Source organism: Pseudomonas sp. JL2 (genome assembly GCF_031570495.1).
GTDB lineage: Bacteria > Pseudomonadota > Gammaproteobacteria > Pseudomonadales > Pseudomonadaceae > Aquipseudomonas > Aquipseudomonas rhizophila.
This window is the reverse complement of the sequence record NZ_JAKUDH010000002.1, coordinates 220,352-235,548: the sequence shown is the minus strand read 5'-3', so window position 1 is coordinate 235,548 and position 15,197 is coordinate 220,352. Positions and strand designations below refer to the sequence as shown.

The window sequence follows — 15,197 nt, the reverse complement described above, 5'->3', positions numbered from 1 at the left end:
ATGGCTCACAGATACGCGGCGTTGGCCGCCTCGAGGCGGCCTTGGGCGCGAAGGATCAGTTCACAGAATTCACGGGCGGCCCCTTCGCCGCCTCGCGCCGTGGTGATGCCGTGGGCGTGCTCGCGCACGAAGCCGGCCGCGTTTGCCACCGCCATGCCCAGGCCGACCCGACGAATCACCGGCAGGTCCGGCAGGTCGTCACCGAGGTAGGCGACCTGTTCATAGCTTAGGTTGAGTTGCCCCAGAAGCTCGTCCAGCACCACCAGTTTATCTTCACGTCCCTGATAAAGGTGGGGGATGCCGAGGTTCTTCGCGCGCCGCTCGACCACCGGGGTCTTGCGGCCACTGATGATGGCGGTCTGCACGCCAGCGGCCATCAGCATCTTGATGCCTTGGCCGTCGAGGGTGTTGAAGGTCTTGAATTCGCTGCCGTCTTCGAGGAAATAAAGGCGGCCGTCGGTCAGGACGCCGTCCACGTCGAACACGGCCAGTTTGATCGCTTTGCCACGTTGCAGCAGGTCTGTGTTCATTTACATGACTCCCGCACGCAGCAAGTCGTGCATGTTCAGGGCGCCCACCGGGCGGTCTTCGTCGTCGACCACCACCAGGGCGCTGATCTTATGGTCTTCCATGATTTTCAAGGCCTCGGCGGCGAGCATCTCGGCGCGGGCCGTTTTGCCGTGGGGGGTCATGACCTGCTCGATGGTCGCACTGTGAATGTCGATCGAGTGGTCCAGTGTGCGACGCAGGTCGCCGTCGGTGAAGATCCCGGCGAGTTTGCCGTCAGTTTCGAGAATGACCGTCATGCCCAGACCCTTGCGGGTCATTTCCATGAGTGCATCCTTGAGCAGCGTGCCGCGTGGTACCTGTGGCAGCTCCTGACCTGCGTGCATCACGTTTTCCACTTTCAACAGCAGGCGACGGCCCAGGGCGCCACCGGGGTGGGAGAACGCGAAGTCTTCAGCGGTAAACCCCCTGGCTTCCAGCAGCGCCACGGCCAGGGCGTCACCCATGACCAGGGTGGCGGTGGTGGAAGAGGTCGGCGCCAGGTTCAACGGGCAGGCTTCGTGCTCGACATGAACATTGAGATTGACCTCGGCGGCTTTGGCCAGGGGCGAATCCGGATTGCCAGTGACACTGATCAGTTGGATCCCCAGGCGCTTGATCAGCGGCAGCAGGGTGATGATCTCATTGGTCGAGCCAGAGTTGGACAGGGCCAGGATGATGTCTTCCCGGGTGATCATGCCCATGTCACCGTGGCTGGCTTCGGCCGGATGGACAAAAAATGCCGGAGTGCCGGTGCTGGCCAGGGTGGCGGCGATCTTGTTGCCGATGTGTCCGGATTTTCCCATGCCGACCACGACCACCCGACCCTTGCTGGCCAGAATCATCTCGCAGGCACGTACGAAATCAGCGTCGATATGGGGCAGCAAGCCTTGTACGGCTTCGAGCTCGAGGCGGATGGTACGTTGTGCCGATTGAATCAGGTCGCTGGTTTGGTTCATGTCAGAGATCGCATGGCTCGATGAAAAGGCGGCGATTATAGCGGCAATGAACAATTCCCTCACGTTAGTTCGTCATGCTTTGTTCGAGCGATTCACATGGCTTGATACAAAGTCTCTTCTTTTAGCGGTATCCGGACTGAACGGGCGCGGGCTTGGGCCTTGGGCGCTTGGGTGTTGCAGTGATATAGTTCGCCGCCGGTTCGGGTGCCCGGCAGTCCGGCGTTTGTCGGTTGGCCAGGGCATTCGGATGTGAGGCTGCATCGCAAGGAGTTTAGATGAGTGCCGACAACGCCTACGCGGTCGAGCTGAAGGGATTGTCCTTCAAGCGAGGGGCGCGCAGCATTTTCAATGACATCGATATCCGCATTCCCCGTGGCAAGGTCACCGGCATCATGGGGCCTTCCGGGTGCGGCAAGACCACGCTGTTGCGGCTGATGGGTGCACAGTTGCGCCCCAGTGCCGGCGAAGTCTGGGTCAATGGGCAGAATCTTCCAAAGCTGTCGCGCAGCGATCTGTTCGATGCGCGCAAGCACATGGGCGTGCTGTTCCAGAGCGGCGCCCTGTTCACCGATCTCGACGTGTTCGAGAATGTGGCGTTCCCCTTGCGGGTCCATACCGACCTGCCGGAAGAGATGATTCGCGACATCGTCCTGCTCAAATTGCAGGCGGTCGGGCTGCGGGGTGCCCTGGACTTGATGCCGGACGAACTGTCCGGTGGCATGAAGCGCCGCGTCGCCCTGGCCCGGGCGATTGCCCTTGATCCGAAGATCCTCATGTATGACGAACCCTTCGTCGGCCAGGACCCGATCGCCATGGGCGTGCTGGTGCGCCTGATCCGTCTGCTCAACGATGCGCTGGGTATTACCAGTATTGTGGTGTCCCACGACCTGGCCGAAACCGCGAGCATTGCGGACTACATCTACGTGATCGGCGATGGCCAGGTGCTGGGGCAGGGTACGCCCCAGGAATTGAAGGCCTCGGACAGCCCGCGCATTCGTCAATTCATGAAGGGTGATCCGGACGGGCCTGTGGCGTTCCATTTTCCGGCCACGGATTACCGCACCGATCTGCTGGGGAAGCGCTGATGCGCAAGAAATCACTGATAGAAAGAGTTCGCCTGTTTGGTCGTTCCGGCATCGATGTGGTGGCAGTGCTGGGCCGTTCCTCGCTGTTTCTGATGCATGCCCTGCTGGGGCGCAACACGACGGGTGGCGGGTTTGGGCTGCTGGTGAAGCAACTGCACTCGGTGGGCGTGATGTCCCTGGTGATCATCGTGGTCTCCGGGATCTTCATCGGTATGGTCCTGGCGCTGCAGGGGTTCAACATCTTGTCCAGCTACGGTTCGGAGCAGGCGGTTGGACAGATGGTCGCGCTGACATTGTTGCGTGAGCTGGGACCTGTGGTGACCGCGCTGCTGTTTGCCGGGCGTGCCGGTTCGGCGCTGACGGCCGAAATCGGTAACATGAAGTCCACCGAACAGTTGTCCAGTCTGGAAATGATCGGTGTCGACCCGCTCAAGTACATCATTGCCCCGCGTTTGTGGGCCGGTTTCATTTCCCTGCCGGTGCTGGCGATCATTTTCAGCGTCGTGGGGATCTGGGGCGGCTCGTGGGTGGCTGTAGACTGGCTGGGGGTCTATGAAGGTTCCTACTGGTCCAACATGCAGAACAGTGTCGATTTTCTCGACGACGTGCTCAACGGCGTTATCAAAAGTGCCGTATTCGCTTTCGTGGTGACCTGGATCGCCGTGTTTCAAGGCTATGACTGTGAGCCCACGTCAGAGGGGATCAGCCGTGCCACAACCAAGACCGTGGTGTACGCCTCGCTGGCGGTCCTGGGCCTTGACTTTATTCTGACCGCCTTGATGTTTGGAGATTTCTGATGCAAAACCGCACCCTGGAAATCGGTGTCGGCCTTTTCTTGCTGGCTGGCATCCTGGCTTTGCTGTTGTTGGCCCTGCGGGTCAGTGGCCTGGCGCCGACCGCAAGCACCGACACTTATAAACTTTATGCTTATTTTGACAATATCGCCGGTTTGACGGTCAGAGCCAAAGTGACCATGGCTGGTGTAACCATCGGCAAGGTCACGGCAATCGATCTGGACCGCGACAGTTTCACCGGTCGGGTGACGCTGCAGCTGGAAAAGCGCGTGGATAACCTGCCGACTGACTCCACTGCATCGATCCTCACTGCCGGGCTGCTGGGCGAGAAATACATCGGTATCAGCGTTGGCGGTGAAGAAGCTTTGCTCAAGGATGGCGGGACCATCCACGATACGCAGTCGTCGCTGGTACTTGAGGACCTGATCGGTAAATTCCTGCTCAATACCGTTAGCAAAGACGCCAAATGAGGAGCTTTTGAATGATCTCTATCTTGCGACGTAGCCTGTTGGTGCTGCTCGCGGCGCTGCCGCTGATGGCCAACGCCGTGGCCGCGCCTTCGGCCCATGAAATCATCCAGGACACTACCACCCGGTTGCTGGCAGACCTGGCCGCCAACAAAGAGAAATACAAGCAGGATCCGGGGGCGTTCTACGACGCGCTGAACGGCATCGTCGGCCCCGTGGTGGATGCCGACGGTATTTCCCGAAGCATCATGACCGTCAAGTACTCGCGCAAGGCGACCCCGGCGCAGATGACGCGCTTCCAGGAAAACTTCAAGCGCAGCCTGATGCAGTTCTACGGCAACGCCTTGCTCGAATATAACAACCAGGGCATCACCGTTTCGCCGGCCAAGGACGAAAGCGGCAACCGCACCAGCGTCGATATGCAGGTCAAGGGCAATAACGGCGCGATCTACCCTGTGTCCTACACGCTCGAGAAAATCAACGGCGAGTGGAAGGTGCGTAACGTGATCATCAATGGCATCAACATCGGCAAGCTGTTCCGCGATCAGTTCGCTGATGCGATGCAGCAAAACGGCAATGATCTGGACAAAACCATCGACGGTTGGGCCGGTGAAGTGGCCAAGGCCAAGGAAGTTGCCCAGGATGCTCAAGAGAAGCAGGCGCAATGAGTGAGGTGGCGAGTGAGTCGGCCGTTCGTTTGGGCGAATCTGGCGAGCTGTTGCTCAGTGGCGTGCTGGACTATCGCACTGGCCCGGTCTTGCGCAAGCAGGGCCAGGCGCTGATCGGCTCTGCCGGCGCCGCAGAGCTGGTCATTGACTGCTCGGCGGTGCAGAAGTCCAGCAGTGTCGGCCTGTCCCTGCTGCTGTGCTTCATGCGTGACGCCAAAGCTGCCGGAAAAACCTGGAGCATCCGTGGGATGCCCGAAGACATGCGCGAAATAGCCCAGGTCAGCGAACTGACCGAGCTGTTGGTGCACTCCTGACCCACATCCCTGAAAAAGCCCCCCGTCAGAGTCCTGCTTCGCGGGGTTCGCAGGCGCGGGGCTTTTTTGTATGATGTGCGACCCGTGCGCACAGGGCGCCGATAGAGGTTGAGCATGCAGGCCGTAGAAGTGAAGAGCTTCCTTGAAGGAAAGCTGCCCGAAACTGTCATTGAAGTTGAGGGCGAAGGCTGCAACTTTCAGCTGAACGTGATCAGCGATGAACTGGCGGCGTTGAGCCCGGTGAAGCGTCAGCAGCAGATCTATGCCCATTTGAACCCGTGGATCGCCGATGGCAGCATCCATGCGGTCACTATGAAATTTTTCAGCCGCGCGGCCTGGGCCGAGCGCACCTGAGCCCAAGGGCGTCGAGATTCTTATGGATAAACTGATTATTACCGGCGGCGTTCGTCTTGATGGCGAAATCCGCATTTCCGGGGCAAAGAACTCCGCCCTGCCGATCCTGGCCGCGACGTTGCTGTGCGATGGCCCGGTGACCGTGGCGAACCTGCCGCACCTGCACGACATCACCACCATGATCGAGCTGTTCGGTCGCATGGGCATTGAACCGGTGATCGACGAAAAGCTCAGCGTCGAGATCGACCCGCGCACCATCAAGACCCTGATCGCCCCGTACGAACTGGTGAAGACCATGCGTGCGTCGATCCTGGTACTGGGACCGATGGTCGCCCGTTTCGGTGAAGCCGAAGTTGCCTTGCCGGGTGGTTGCGCCATCGGCTCGCGTCCGGTGGACCTGCATATCCGCGGCCTGGAAGCCATGGGTGCGGTGATCGACGTCGAGGGTGGCTACATCAAGGCCAAGGCGCCTGAAGGCGGCCTGCGTGGCGCTCACTTCTTCTTCGATACCGTCAGTGTGACCGGTACCGAGAACATCATGATGGCGGCCGCACTGGCCCGCGGCCGCAGCGTTTTGCAAAACGCCGCCCGTGAGCCTGAAGTGGTGGACCTCGCCAACTTCCTGATCGCCATGGGCGCCAAGATCAGCGGCGCCGGCACCGATACCATCACCATCGATGGTGTTGAGCGCCTGCATTCGGCCACTTACAAAGTGATGCCGGACCGGATCGAAACCGGCACCTACCTGGTGGCTGCTGCTGTCACCGGTGGCCGCGTCAAGGTCAAAGACACCGATCCGACCATTCTTGAAGCCGTCCTGGAGAAACTCAAGGAAGCCGGTGCCGAAGTCACCTGCGGCGAAGACTGGATCGAAGTGAACATGCACGGCAAGCGGCCTAAAGCCGTCAACGTGCGGACCGCACCGTACCCGGCGTTCCCGACCGACATGCAGGCGCAGTTCATCTCCCTCAACGCCATTGCCGAAGGCACCGGTGCGGTGATCGAGACGATCTTCGAAAACCGTTTCATGCACGTCTACGAACTGCACCGCATGGGCGCCAAGATCCAGGTCGAAGGCAACACCGCCATCGTGACCGGTACCGAGAAACTCAAGGGCGCGCCAGTGATGGCCACCGACCTGCGGGCTTCGGCCAGCCTGGTGATTTCAGCCCTGGTTGCCGAAGGCGACACCCTGATCGACCGTATCTACCACATCGACCGTGGTTACGAGTGCATCGAAGAGAAACTGCAGATGCTCGGCGCCAAGATCCGTCGCGTACCGGGCTAGGTCCGGCTGCATGGGCGCAGGGACGCGCCTGTTGATTTCGTTTCAGGTCGAGGGTGGTAACACCCTCGATGTGTGTCCGGCGCCGCTTGCGACCGGGCATGAGTACCTTGATAAGGACTGACGTTTCCCATGTTGACCATTGCACTGTCCAAGGGCCGCATCCTTGATGACACCTTGCCGCTTCTGGCTGAAGCGGGCATCGTGCCGACCGAGAATCCGGACAAGAGCCGCAAGCTGATCATCCCCACGACTCAAGCCGATGTACGCTTGCTGATCGTGCGCGCCACCGATGTTCCGACTTACGTTGAACATGGCGCCGCCGACCTGGGCGTCGCCGGTAAGGACGTGTTGATGGAATACGGCGGCCAGGGCCTGTACGAGCCCCTGGACCTGCGGATCGCCCGCTGCAAGCTGATGACCGCCGGCAAAGTCGGCGCGCCAGAGCCCAAGGGCCGTTTGCGGGTGGCGACCAAGTTCGTCAACATTGCCAAGCGTTATTACGCCGAGCAGGGCCGTCAGGTCGATATCATCAAGTTGTACGGTTCGATGGAGCTGGCGCCGCTGATCGGCCTGGCGGACAAGATCATCGATGTGGTCGACACCGGCAACACCCTGCGGGCCAATGGCCTGGAGCCCCAGGATTTCATTGCCGACATCACCTCCCGGCTGATCGTCAACAAGGCTTCGATGAAAATGCAGCACGCCCGTATCCAGGCTCTGATCGATACCCTGCGCAAGGCAGTGGAATCGCGACACCGCGGCTGACTCACCTGCGCGACCTTGAGTCGCGCCCGTCTATCCGTGTCATAGCCAATTTTCTCAGGTGCCCACGCGAATGGACTGGTAGCTTAGGGCGCCTGAGCATTTGCCATTAATGAGGCCCTCGCTATGACCGCTCCCACTTCGATTCGCCGACTCAACGCTGCCGACCCGGATTTCGCACATCATCTGGATCATCTGCTGAGCTGGGAAAGTGTGTCTGACGACTCGGTCAATCAGCGGGTGCTGGACATCATCAAGGCTGTGCGCGAGCGTGGCGATGCAGCTTTGGTGGAATTCACCCAGAAATTCGATGGCCTGCAAGTGGCGTCCATGGCTGATCTGATTCTGCCGCGCGAGCGCCTGGAACTGGCCCTGACCCGGATCACGGTGCCGCAGCGCGAAGCCCTGGAAAAAGCCGCATCGCGGGTGCGCGACTATCACGAGAGGCAGAAGCAGGACTCCTGGAGCTACACCGAAGCCGACGGCACGGTGCTGGGCCAAAAGGTCACGCCGCTGGACCGCGCCGGTCTGTACGTGCCGGGTGGCAAGGCGTCGTATCCATCCTCGGTGTTGATGAACGCGATCCCAGCCAAGGTCGCCGGCGTGACCGAAGTGGTCATGGTGGTGCCGACCCCGCGCGGCGAAATCAATGAACTGGTGCTGGCCGCTGCCTGCATCGCCGGGGTGGACCGGGTGTTCACCATCGGTGGCGCCCAGGCCGTGGCTGCGCTGGCCTATGGCACCGAGAGCGTGCCGCGGGTCGACAAGGTGGTGGGGCCTGGCAACATCTATGTCGCCACCGCCAAACGCCACGTGTTCGGTCAGGTCGGTATCGATATGATCGCCGGCCCGTCGGAGATCCTGGTGGTGTGCGACGGCCAGACCGACCCGGACTGGATCGCCATGGACCTGTTTTCCCAGGCCGAGCACGACGAAGATGCCCAGGCGATCCTGGTCAGCCCGGACGCCGAGTTCCTCGACAAAGTGGCTGCCAGCATCGACAAGCTGCTGCCGACCATGGACCGCGCCGAGATCATCAACACCTCGATCAACGGCCGTGGCGCGCTGATCAAGGTCGAGAGCATGGAACAGGCCATCGAGGTCGCCAACCGCATCGCGCCGGAGCACCTGGAGTTGTCGGTCGCTGACCCGCAGGCCTGGCTGCCGCAGATCCGTCACGCCGGTGCGATCTTCATGGGCCGCCACACCAGCGAAGCCCTGGGTGACTATTGCGCAGGTCCCAACCACGTCTTGCCGACTTCCGGTACGGCGCGTTTCTCGTCGCCGCTGGGGGTGTATGACTTCCAGAAACGTTCGTCGATCATCTTCTGCTCCGAGCAAGGTGCGTCCGAACTGGGCAAGACCGCTTCGGTGCTGGCCCGTGGCGAGTCGCTGAGCGCCCACGCCCGCAGTGCCGAATACCGCATCCTTGATGAGCGCTCCATTGAAGGGCAGGGGAAACTGAAATGAGTAAATTCTGGAGCCCGTTCGTCAAGAACCTGGTGCCTTACGTGCCGGGCGAACAGCCGAAGCTGACCCGCCTGGTCAAGCTCAACACCAACGAGAACCCCTACGGTCCATCGCCCAAGGCCCTGGCGGCGATGCAAACCGAGCTGAACGACAACCTGCGCCTGTACCCGGACCCCAACAGCGACCTGCTGAAAAATGCCGTGGCCCGCTATTACGGCGTGCAGAGCAACCAGGTGTTCCTGGGCAACGGTTCGGACGAAGTGCTGGCGCACATTTTCCACGGGCTGCTGCAGCACGATCAGCCGCTGTTGTTCCCGGACATCAGTTACAGCTTTTATCCGGTGTATTGCGGGCTGTACGGCATCCAGTTCGACGCGGTGCCGCTGGACGCGCAGTTCCAGATCGACCCGGCGGACTATGCCAAACCAAACGGCGGGATCATCTTCCCCAACCCGAACGCTCCCACCGGCTGCCTGCTGGCCCTGGATGCGGTCGAGCAGATCCTCAAGGCCAGCCCGGACTCGGTGGTGGTGGTCGACGAGGCCTATATCGACTTCGGCGGCGAGACCGCCATCAGTCTGGTGGACCGCTATCCGAACCTGCTGGTCACCCAGACCCTGTCCAAGTCCCGCTCATTGGCAGGATTGCGGGTGGGCCTGGCGGTGGGCCATCCGGACCTGATCGAAGCGCTGGAGCGGATCAAGAACAGCTTCAACTCCTACCCGCTGGATCGCCTGGCGAATGTCGGGGGCGCGGCGGCGTTCGACGATCGGGAGTATTTCGAGCAGACCTGCCGGTTGGTCATCGAGCACCGTGAATGGGTGGTGGCGCAGTTGCAGGCCAAGGGCTTTGACGTGTTGCCTTCGGCGGCCAACTTCATCTTCGCCCGTCACCCCCGGCACGATGCGGCAGGGCTGGCGGCGAAATTGCGCGAACAAGGCGTGATCGTGCGGCACTTCAAGCAGGAGCGGATTGCCCAATTCCTGCGGATCAGCATCGGCACGCCGGAGCAGAACCAGGCGCTGATCGAAGCCCTGGGTGAACTCTAAAGTTAAGGAAGGGGGCTGATGGCCTTATCGCGAGCAGGCTCGTTCCCACAGTAGAGTCGTTGCGAATACAAATTTTGTAACCAGCAGAGGCACCCTGTGGGAGCGAGCCTGCTCGCGATGGCGTAGTGTCAGTCAACATCCATCTGGCTGATCCACCGCCATCGCGAGCAGACTCGCTCCCACAGTTGTTGGGCCTTACTCGTGATGCTCTTCACCCAGGAAGGTCAGCGAGGTGAACACCCCACGCGTGGCCACGTCCTTGTTGTCCTTGAGCGCAATTTCCATCTGCGCGGCGATCACATTCAACCCCTCGTTACGCACCAGCACCTTGGCCCGGCCTTCGGCGTCGGTTTCTGCTGATACGGTGTCCGGTGCGCTGCGGTAATCACCCACCAGCTTCACCCCGGCGGCCGGTTTCCCGTCCAGCAGCACCCGTACCGGCAGTGACTGGCCCGGGCCTACGGTCAGCGGGTCGACTTCCGGCAGGATCAGGAACTTGACCTGATCAAGTTTCGGCAACTTCGCTCCCGGCTCGTAGATCGCCAGGCTGTACTTGAAGGTGTGGGTCGATTCAATCGCCCCGGGCACCTTGCTGCGGCCTTCGTTGATCCATTTTTTGTCAGCGGTCTGGGACCACATGCCATTGTCCAGTTCCACGGCCATCACGGCCGGTGGCTTGAGGGGTTGCAAGCGAGCATGGTCGGGCAAGCGTTCGACGGTGACCGGGATCATCTTGCCGCCCAGGTCATAGGCCCACGCACCGCTGATTTTCTGCGCCTTGAAGGCATTGTCCTCGGCGCCGTGGCCGTAGATCACTTCGATGTTGCCGCGCCGTTGTTCGGTCCACAGGCCATGGGCCGAGGCTTGGGTGGCCAGGAACAGGCTAAGAAGGGCGAAGGTCTTGGGGTATTTCATTGATTTTCCTTTTTACAGATCAAGGGTGAGGCTGACGGTAAAGTTGCGCGGCTCGCCGGGGTTGACCCAGTAGTTGCTGTACGAGCGCTCGTAGTATTTTTCGTCGAAGACGTTGTTCAGATTCAGGCCCACGGTGACGTTGTCGCTGGCCTTGTAATGGGCCAGCAGATCCACGGTGTGGTAGGCCGGCAGTTCGAAGTCCTTGCCGGCTTCGCCGGAGCGATCCCCGACGTATGTGAATGCCGCACCCACGTCGGAGCCGCGCAGGTGGCCGTCCTGGAATTCGTAGACCCCCAGCACGCTGCCGCTGCGCTTGGCGACGCCAAGAATCCGGCTGCCGGTGGGAATGATTTCGTCACCCTTGGTCACTTCGGCATCGATGTAGGCGAAGGCGCCGATCACCCGGATGGCGTCAGTTACCTGCCCGGTGACCTGCAGATCGAGTCCCTGGCTGCGGGCCTTGCCCATGGCGCGGTTGGAGTCTGTGGCCGGGTCCCGCGCCAGGACGTTTTCCTTTTCGATATGGAACGCCGCCAGGGTGGTGCTCAGGCGATCATCGAACAGTTCGCTCTTGATCCCCACTTCATAGCCAACGCCTTCCTCCGGATCGAAGGTTTTGCCCCCGGCATCCAGGCCATTGTTGGGCTTGAACGAGGTGGAGGCGTTGGCGAACAGTCCGACCTCGGGCGTCAGTTGGTACAGCAGGCCGGCCCGTTGCGTGAAGGTGTCATGACGCTGGCGGCTGGTGAGCTGCGTGGTGTGGTCGTCAATGCTCTGCTCGAAATGCTCATAACGCACGCCGAGCATGCCCCGCAGTTTGTCGGTGAAGACGATCTGGTCCTGAAGATTCAGCGCACGGCTTTTCACACGCTCGAAAAAATCGGTGCCGGTACGTTGACCATCAGGTTTCGGCTGGCCATAGACCGGTTGATAGATGTCGATGGGGTAAGTGCCACCGTTGATCGTGGTCACGCGTTCGTTCTTGCGATAGTCCTCGTATTCGGTGCCGATCAACAGTTCGTGCTGCCAGGGCCCGAGGTCAAACAGCCCGCGTAATTCAAGCTGGGTAATGCTGTCGTGCCAATTGTTGTCGCGCTCGCGGTAGCGGCGGTTCACCGTACGACCGTCGGCGTTCAGCGGCCGCGCTTCGGAGGCGAAGCCCCAGAGTTCGCCCTGTTTGTAATGGCTGGCCAGGCGCAGTTGCCAGGCGTCGTTGAGCTGATGTTCGAGGGCCGCCTGGAGCATGTTGTTGTGGTTGTCGATGTCGCCGTCGTTGGGTTCGCCCAAAAAGGTCGAGCGGGAAACACCGCTCCAACGGTTGTTCGGCGCCACGATGCCGCGATCGAACGTTGAACTGTGACGCACGATTTCGCTTTCCACCAGCAGGCGCGTATCGGGGCTCAGTTGCCAACTGAGGGAGGGGGCGACGAAGACGCGCTTGCTCTGGACGTGATCGCGAAAGCTGTGATTGTCCTCGACCGCCAGGTTGACCCGCGACAGCAGATTGCCCTCAGCGTCCAGTGGTGTGTTGACGTCCAGCGCGGTGCGGTAGCGATCCCAACTGCCGGCGCTGGTTTGCAGGGTGGTGAAGGCTTCGGGCTGGGGCTTCTTGGTGACGATGTTCACCGTACCGCCGGGGTCGCCGCGCCCGTACAGGCTGGCCGCCGGTCCTTTAAGCACCTCGATGCGTTCAATGTTGGCCGCATCCGGCGTACTCGGATAACCGCGGTTGGCGCTGAAGCCGTCCTTGTAGAACTCCGAAGTGGTAAAGCCACGCACGCTGTATTCGTAGAGTGTCAGGCCGCCGAAGTTGTTTTGCTTTGACACGCCGCCGGCATATTCCAGGGCCCGTTCGACGTTGGTGCTGCCCAGATCATTGAGGACGCTGGCGGGGATCACACTGATCGATTGCGGGATGTCCCGCAGGGCGGTGTCGGTTTTGGTGGCGCTGGCGGAGCGAGTGGCGCGATAGCCCGTCACCGGTCCGGTAGGGGATTCGTAGTCGGCAGAGACGTTGATGGCGTCCAGTTCCATCGGCTGGATTTCCTCGGCGATCACCGGGTCACCCAGCAGACCCAAGGCCAGGCTGGCGAGGGAAATCCGTTTTAGAGATGACATGTTATGTTGTTCCAATTTTTGGTATTGAAACAATATAACACTACTAATGAGAATTTATGCTATTCCTGGCCGACTAAAATAACCGCGGCGAACACGGTTTTTTGTGGCAAGGGAGCAAGCTCCCTCGCCACAAGGGACTCTTGGCCAGCAAGGCCGTTGCTATCGCGCAGTTACTCTTCTTCCTTCACCACCACCGGTGCCGGCGGTGGGCGCAAACCGATTTCTGCGGTGAGCTTGAGCTCCTTGCCGTTGCGCATCACCTGGATGGCGACCTTGTCGGTGGGTTTGATCCGCGCCACCTGGTTCATCGAGCGACGGCCGTCACCGGCGGGTTCGCCGTCGATGCTCAGGATCACGTCGCCCAGTTGCAGGCCGGCCTTCTGGGCCGGGCCATCGCGGAAAATGCCTGCTACCACGATCCCGGGACGCCCGGACAGGCCGAAGGACTCCGCCAGCTCCTGGGACAGCGGCTGCACTTCAATACCCAGCCAGCCGCGAATCACCTGGCCGTGTTCGATGATGGACTTCATCACTTCCATGGCCAGCTTCACCGGAATCGCAAAACCGATGCCCTGGCTGCCGCCGGACTTGGAGAAGATCGCCGTGTTGATCCCGGTCAGATTGCCGTTGGCATCCACCAGCGCGCCGCCGGAGTTGCCGGGGTTGATCGCGGCATCGGTCTGGATGAAGTCTTCGTAATTGTTCAGGCCCAACTGATTGCGCCCAGTGGCGCTGATGATACCCATGGTCACGGTCTGGCCGACGCCGAAGGGGTTGCCGATGGCCAGGGTGACATCGCCGATGCGAATGCTGTCCGAACGCCCAATGGTGATGGCCGGCAGGTTCTTCAGGTCGATCTTCAGCACCGCGAGGTCGGTTTCCGGGTCGCTGCCGATCACCCGGGCCAGGGTTTCGCGACCATCCTTGAGCGCCACCACAATCTGGTCGGCGCCGCTGGTGACGTGGTTGTTGGTCAGGATATAACCTTCAGGGCTCATGATTACGCCCGAACCCAGGCTCGACTCCATGCGTTTCTGCTTGGGTGAGTTGTCGCCGAAGAAGCGCCGGAACTGCGGGTCTTCGAACAGGGGATGGCTGGATTTGTTGACGACCTTGGTGGTGTACAGGTTGACCACGGCCGGTGCCGCGATCGTCACGGCATCGGCATAGGACACCGGCCCTTGTTGCAGTGCCTTGGTCTGTGGCGCCTGCTGCAGGTTGACGTCGAGGCTCGGCAGGCCGACCCACTCCGGATAACGCTGGATAATCAGTAGAGCGACAAGCACGCCGGCCAACAGAGGCCAGCCGGAAAAACGCAGCGCCTTGAGCATTAAGCACGTCCTACAAAGGTTGCAGGCGGTGTGAGACCGCCCATAATGTCGCGCATTATACGAGGCCGCGCGCGCCTCTGAACGGGATATTTAGGAGTCTTTTCATGGCCGTAGCCCTGAACACCCTGGTAGAAGAAGCGGATCGTTACCTGGCCGCCGCCAGGATTGCCGATTACTGCCCCAACGGTTTGCAGGTCGAAGGCGCCCCTCAGGTGACGCGCATTGTCAGCGGTGTCACCGCCAGCCAGGCATTGCTCGATGCTGCAGTGGAGGCTGACGCTGATCTGGTGCTGGTGCATCACGGGTATTTCTGGAAAGGCGAAAATCCCTGCGTCACCGGCATGAAGCAACGTCGCCTCAAAACCTTGCTCAAGCACGATATCAGTCTGCTGGCCTACCACTTGCCGCTGGATCTGCATGCCGAGGTGGGCAATAACGTGCAATTGGCTCGCCAGTTGGACATTACCGTCGAAGGGCCGCTGGACCCGGACAACCCCAAGGTCGTCGGCCTGGTGGGCTCCTTGTCCGAACCGATGACGCCCCGGGACTTCGCCCGTAAAGTGCAGGAAGTCATGGGCCGCGAGCCTTTGTTGATCGAAGGCGAGCAGATGATCCGCCGGGTCGGCTGGTGCACGGGCGGAGGCCAGGGCTACATCGATCAGGCCGTGCTGGCCGGGGTTGATCTGTTTCTCAGTGGCGAGGCATCCGAGCAGACCTTTCACAGCGCCCGGGAAAACGGCATCAGCTTCATCGCCGCCGGGCACCATGCGACCGAGCGCTATGGTGTGCAGGCATTGGGCGATTACCTGGCGCGGCGCTTTGCTTTGGAGCATATCTTCATAGATTGCCCGAATCCCATTTGATCACGTGTAATCCCCTGTGGGAGCGAGCTTGCTCGCGATAGCGGAGGGTCAGTCAACTTCAATGCCGACTGATACACTGCTATCGCGAGCAAGCTCGCTCCCACAAAAGGCTGTTGCAATGCCCGAACCGGCAGGCATATCCATATGCTGTTTCGATCTAGTTGGCGCCCTGATTAGAAGAGGTCGCTGTGCTAGGATTCCCCGCTCGAACACG

At 60.8% G+C, this 15,197-nt stretch carries 16 protein-coding genes; 11 read left to right on the top strand and 5 right to left on the bottom strand.

Translation table 11 applies throughout. The features are described 5' to 3' along the window. Positions 1-5: 5 nt before the first annotated feature. Both MKS85_RS05115 and MKS85_RS05110 read right to left on the bottom strand, forming a co-directional pair. Positions 6-530 (bottom strand): HAD family hydrolase, encoded by a 525-nt coding sequence (locus tag MKS85_RS05115; protein ID WP_047228664.1) that lies wholly within the window; start codon positions 528-530, stop codon positions 6-8. Beyond that, complete coding sequence (locus MKS85_RS05110) at positions 531-1,505, bottom strand: KpsF/GutQ family sugar-phosphate isomerase (RefSeq protein ID WP_047228663.1); 975 nt, start codon at positions 1,503-1,505, stop codon at positions 531-533. 275 nt (positions 1,506-1,780) lie between these two features. On the opposite strand from MKS85_RS05110, the gene MKS85_RS05105 reads away from it, so the two are divergent. The 10 genes from MKS85_RS05105 (at position 1,781) to hisC (ending at position 9,756) form a co-directional block, all read left to right on the top strand. Then, a complete protein-coding gene (locus MKS85_RS05105) occupies positions 1,781-2,590 on the top strand; it encodes an ATP-binding cassette domain-containing protein (RefSeq protein ID WP_047228662.1) in 810 nt (269 codons plus the stop codon). Then, positions 2,590-3,387 (top strand): lipid asymmetry maintenance ABC transporter permease subunit MlaE, encoded by a 798-nt coding sequence (gene mlaE, locus MKS85_RS05100; protein ID WP_047228661.1) that lies wholly within the window; start codon positions 2,590-2,592, stop codon positions 3,385-3,387. The genes MKS85_RS05105 and mlaE overlap by 1 nt, the downstream gene beginning before the upstream one ends. Continuing rightward, positions 3,387-3,854, top strand: coding sequence for an outer membrane lipid asymmetry maintenance protein MlaD (gene mlaD, locus MKS85_RS05095; protein WP_047228660.1), 468 nt, complete (start codon positions 3,387-3,389; stop codon positions 3,852-3,854). The genes mlaE and mlaD overlap by 1 nt, the downstream gene beginning before the upstream one ends. Before the next feature lie 11 nt (positions 3,855-3,865). Continuing rightward, positions 3,866-4,519 carry a phospholipid-binding protein MlaC gene (locus tag MKS85_RS05090; RefSeq protein ID WP_047228659.1) on the top strand — a complete coding sequence of 218 codons (654 nt, stop codon included), beginning with the start codon at positions 3,866-3,868 and terminating at the stop codon, positions 4,517-4,519. After that, on the top strand, positions 4,516-4,833 hold the full coding sequence (locus MKS85_RS05085) for a lipid asymmetry maintenance protein MlaB (RefSeq protein WP_188250974.1): 318 nt from the start codon (positions 4,516-4,518) through the stop codon (positions 4,831-4,833). Before MKS85_RS05090 ends, MKS85_RS05085 begins: the two co-directional genes overlap by 4 nt. A 114-nt stretch (positions 4,834-4,947) precedes the next feature. Continuing rightward, positions 4,948-5,187, top strand: a complete 240-nt coding sequence (locus MKS85_RS05080) for a BolA family protein (RefSeq protein WP_047228657.1) — start codon at positions 4,948-4,950, stop codon at positions 5,185-5,187. Between the two features lie 22 nt (positions 5,188-5,209). Beyond that, on the top strand, positions 5,210-6,475 hold the full coding sequence (murA, locus tag MKS85_RS05075) for a UDP-N-acetylglucosamine 1-carboxyvinyltransferase (protein WP_092394064.1): 1,266 nt from the start codon (positions 5,210-5,212) through the stop codon (positions 6,473-6,475). Between the two features lie 129 nt (positions 6,476-6,604). Beyond that, positions 6,605-7,240 (top strand): ATP phosphoribosyltransferase, encoded by a 636-nt coding sequence (gene hisG / locus MKS85_RS05070; protein ID WP_047228656.1) that lies wholly within the window; start codon positions 6,605-6,607, stop codon positions 7,238-7,240. 123 nt (positions 7,241-7,363) lie between these two features. Continuing rightward, positions 7,364-8,707: a histidinol dehydrogenase gene (gene hisD / locus MKS85_RS05065; protein WP_188250973.1), complete on the top strand. Its 1,344-nt coding sequence runs from the start codon at positions 7,364-7,366 to the stop codon at positions 8,705-8,707. Next, the gene (gene hisC / locus MKS85_RS05060) at positions 8,704-9,756 is read left to right on the top strand and encodes a histidinol-phosphate transaminase (protein WP_188250972.1); all 1,053 of its coding nucleotides are present in this window, start codon (positions 8,704-8,706) and stop codon (positions 9,754-9,756) included. Before hisD ends, hisC begins: the two co-directional genes overlap by 4 nt. A gap of 195 nt (positions 9,757-9,951) precedes the next feature. Here hisC and MKS85_RS05055 read toward each other — a convergent pair whose 3' ends face one another. The 3 genes from MKS85_RS05055 to algW all read right to left on the bottom strand — a co-directional run bounded on the left by MKS85_RS05055 (position 9,952) and on the right by algW (position 14,120). Continuing rightward, entirely contained in the window at positions 9,952-10,671 is a 720-nt protein-coding gene (locus MKS85_RS05055) for a DUF4198 domain-containing protein (RefSeq protein WP_188250971.1), read from the bottom strand. Between the two features lie 12 nt (positions 10,672-10,683). Then, a complete protein-coding gene (locus MKS85_RS05050; protein WP_188250970.1) occupies positions 10,684-12,789 on the bottom strand; it encodes a TonB-dependent siderophore receptor in 2,106 nt (701 codons plus the stop codon). Between the two features lie 170 nt (positions 12,790-12,959). Next, positions 12,960-14,120 (bottom strand): Do family serine endopeptidase AlgW, encoded by a 1,161-nt coding sequence (algW, locus tag MKS85_RS05045; protein ID WP_047228651.1) that lies wholly within the window; start codon positions 14,118-14,120, stop codon positions 12,960-12,962. Between the two features lie 104 nt (positions 14,121-14,224). Here algW and MKS85_RS05040 point away from each other — a divergent pair, with 104 nt between their 5' ends. Beyond that, positions 14,225-14,983, top strand: a complete 759-nt coding sequence (locus MKS85_RS05040) for a Nif3-like dinuclear metal center hexameric protein (protein WP_047228650.1) — start codon at positions 14,225-14,227, stop codon at positions 14,981-14,983. The last annotated feature ends 214 nt before the right edge of the window (positions 14,984-15,197 follow it).

What these genes read in the sequence shown, in the direction of transcription:
- MKS85_RS05080 (WP_047228657.1), top strand. Translation starts at nt 4,948, where the DNA reads ATGCAGGCCGTAGAAGTGAAGAGCTTCCTTGAAGGAAAGCTGCCCGAA.
- MKS85_RS05085 (WP_188250974.1), top strand. Translation starts at nt 4,516, where the DNA reads ATGAGTGAGGTGGCGAGTGAGTCGGCCGTTCGTTTGGGCGAATCTGGC.
- MKS85_RS05055 (WP_188250971.1), bottom strand. Translation starts at nt 10,671, where the DNA reads ATGAAATACCCCAAGACCTTCGCCCTTCTTAGCCTGTTCCTGGCCACC.
- MKS85_RS05050 (WP_188250970.1), bottom strand. Translation starts at nt 12,789, where the DNA reads ATGTCATCTCTAAAACGGATTTCCCTCGCCAGCCTGGCCTTGGGTCTG.
- MKS85_RS05040 (WP_047228650.1), top strand. Translation starts at nt 14,225, where the DNA reads ATGGCCGTAGCCCTGAACACCCTGGTAGAAGAAGCGGATCGTTACCTG.
- MKS85_RS05105 (WP_047228662.1), top strand. Translation starts at nt 1,781, where the DNA reads ATGAGTGCCGACAACGCCTACGCGGTCGAGCTGAAGGGATTGTCCTTC.
- mlaE (WP_047228661.1), top strand. Translation starts at nt 2,590, where the DNA reads ATGCGCAAGAAATCACTGATAGAAAGAGTTCGCCTGTTTGGTCGTTCC.
- MKS85_RS05115 (WP_047228664.1), bottom strand. Translation starts at nt 530, where the DNA reads ATGAACACAGACCTGCTGCAACGTGGCAAAGCGATCAAACTGGCCGTG.
- MKS85_RS05110 (WP_047228663.1), bottom strand. Translation starts at nt 1,505, where the DNA reads ATGAACCAAACCAGCGACCTGATTCAATCGGCACAACGTACCATCCGC.
- algW (WP_047228651.1), bottom strand. Translation starts at nt 14,120, where the DNA reads ATGCTCAAGGCGCTGCGTTTTTCCGGCTGGCCTCTGTTGGCCGGCGTG.
- MKS85_RS05090 (WP_047228659.1), top strand. Translation starts at nt 3,866, where the DNA reads ATGATCTCTATCTTGCGACGTAGCCTGTTGGTGCTGCTCGCGGCGCTG.
- hisC (WP_188250972.1), top strand. Translation starts at nt 8,704, where the DNA reads ATGAGTAAATTCTGGAGCCCGTTCGTCAAGAACCTGGTGCCTTACGTG.
- murA (WP_092394064.1), top strand. Translation starts at nt 5,210, where the DNA reads ATGGATAAACTGATTATTACCGGCGGCGTTCGTCTTGATGGCGAAATC.
- hisD (WP_188250973.1), top strand. Translation starts at nt 7,364, where the DNA reads ATGACCGCTCCCACTTCGATTCGCCGACTCAACGCTGCCGACCCGGAT.
- mlaD (WP_047228660.1), top strand. Translation starts at nt 3,387, where the DNA reads ATGCAAAACCGCACCCTGGAAATCGGTGTCGGCCTTTTCTTGCTGGCT.
- hisG (WP_047228656.1), top strand. Translation starts at nt 6,605, where the DNA reads ATGTTGACCATTGCACTGTCCAAGGGCCGCATCCTTGATGACACCTTG.